Here is a 2,110-nt window from a genome sequence, read left to right as displayed (position 1 = left end):
CCCGCCGCAAAATCGCCTGGATGCGGGCAACCAGTTCGCGGGGATGAAAAGGTTTGGCCAGATAATCATCGGCCCCCATTTCCAGACCTAGAATACGATCAACTTCATCCCCGCGTGCGGTCAGCATGAGAATGGGTACGTCATGCTGCTGGCGCAGACGCTGACAGATCTGCAAACCGTCTTCATGGGGAAGGCCGAGGTCAAGAATGACCAGGTCCACGGGGTTTTCTTCAAGAGCAGCTTCAATCTGGCGACCGTCACCCATGCCTTGAACCATGAATCCATAGCCTTTCAGGTGAGATTCCACCAGGCTGCGGAGGCGCAGGTCGTCGTCGATGATCAGAATACGGGCTTTGTTTTTCATGGCCATCACTGTACTCCCCCGGTGCGGATAGACCAAACATAAATGTAACGAGACAGGCTCTCCGGAAATAAACGCACATTTTGTTACATCTGGCGCCCTGATCGCGCACGATTGTTACAGTCCCTATCGTTATGCTTTTCCTGATCTTCTGATTGACCTGAACAAGGATAATACATGGCACAGGAAAATGTGGCGACCTGGCAATGGCCGGGAACCCGAAGGTGCGGACGAAAGGCTCTCCATCTGCTGGGTACAGGCTTGTTGATGGCCCTGGCAGGGTGTGCTGTAGGTCCGCACGGACAGGTGCCGAAAATGATCTCGCCCGCCACCTATAACGCCCATCGGGTGGATGCATCCCCGGGAGCGCAAAAAATCCAATGGACCCGGCAGCAGGCGCAATCCTGGTGGTTGCTGTTTCATTCTCAAGCGCTCAATAGCTATATCCACAAAGCCATGCGGGCGAACCCGGATTTGCAGGCAGCGCAGGCGGCTCTGGCCAGGCAGCAATCTTTGTTGGTCGCCAGCCAGGGCGGTCTGTATCCCCAGGTTTCAGCCAATGCGGGTATCAGTCGGGAGCGGGCTTTACGTACGGGAGCAGATGGCGGGCAGAGTTATCGGATTCCCGGCAATCTCTACAGCCTGTTTTTGGGAACCCTGGACATCCGTTACAACCCGGATGTGTTTGGCCGGCAGCAAGATCTGATCCATGCTGCCCGAGCCCGGGTGGCGGTGACGACGGCTAATCTGCATCAGAGTGAAGTTTTCCTGGCCGCTGCCGTCAGCCGGGCCATCATCAGTGCCGCAGCGGCCCGGGCGCAGTGGCATTCGGCCCGGCAGATTGCCGCAGCCGATGCGCATTTGCTGAAGCTTCTGCAGCAGGAATATCAGCTCGGTTATCAGAATCTGCAAAGTGTGGAGCAGCAGGCTGCCATGACCGCCGCCGCGCGCGCCCGCATTGCGCCGCTGGAAGCTGAGCAAGCCGCAGCCCGACATGCTCTGGCGGCACTCATCGGGCAATCGCCAAATACGTCCCTGCCTCTGCCCACACTGAAAGATCTACGGTTACCGGCACATTTACCGACCACCATTCCTTCGGCCCTTGCGGAAAACCGCCCGGATATTCAGGCGGCCACGGCGGAGATCAAGGTCGCCGCCGCCCAGGCGGATGTGGCTACGGCCAACTTGTACCCGCAATTCAATATTTCTGCAGATATTGGCAAGGCAGCCATGACCGGTGCTTTGTTTTTCAATCCGGTTTCTACGCTGTGGTCCCTGGGAGCGGGTTTGGCTGCACCGATTTATCAGGGCGGCAGTTTGCACGCCCAGCGTCGCGCCGCCCTGGATCAATATCAGCTGGTCCGTGATCAGTATCGGGCCACGGTATTGGATGCGTTCCGTCAAGTGGCTGATGCCCTGCGTAACCTGCAGAGTGCCGATACCGCTTTTGTTCAGCAAAAAAGGGCGCAGCAGGCTTCGGCCAAAGCCCTGCAGCTGGCGGAAGCGCGCTACCGGGATGGGGCAACGGATTATGCCACGGTGCTCAATGCCGAGATTGCCTATCAACAGGATTCCATAGCGGCAATCAACGGTCGTAGCCAGCGCTATCTGGATAGTGTCGCCCTTTTCGTCGCCCTGGGGGATGGCTGGCAGCCGGATCACCGGGACTCGAAGGCGCCATCCACATCCTCCACCACCGCCGTTGAACATACTGTAGGAGCTTCCGCATGAAAAAGGCTTTTCTTCTTT

2 protein-coding genes are annotated in these 2,110 nt (G+C 57.8%); one reads left to right on the top strand and one right to left on the bottom strand.

The features are described 5' to 3' along the window. On the bottom strand, positions 1 to 370 hold a 370-nt coding region (locus AC2VNK_RS09080), incomplete at its 3' end, for a response regulator (protein WP_486883526.1). Positions 371 to 538: 168 nt separating this feature from the next. Between AC2VNK_RS09080 and AC2VNK_RS09075 the strand changes: the two genes are divergently transcribed. After that, the gene (locus AC2VNK_RS09075) at positions 539 to 2,092 is read left to right on the top strand and encodes an efflux transporter outer membrane subunit (RefSeq protein ID WP_486883525.1); all 1,554 of its coding nucleotides are present in this window, start codon (positions 539 to 541) and stop codon (positions 2,090 to 2,092) included. Positions 2,093 to 2,110: the final 18 nt, after the last annotated feature.

Source organism: Acidithiobacillus sp. TH-A35 (assembly GCF_057473505.1).
Note: the sequence above shows the minus strand (reverse complement) of the source record. Positions and strands in the feature narration are given on the sequence as shown.

Bases quoted from the DNA above. Each gene is read 5' to 3' on its own strand.
- AC2VNK_RS09075 (WP_486883525.1), top strand. From the start codon at position 539: ATGGCACAGGAAAATGTGGCGACCTGGCAATGGCCGGGAACCCGAAGG.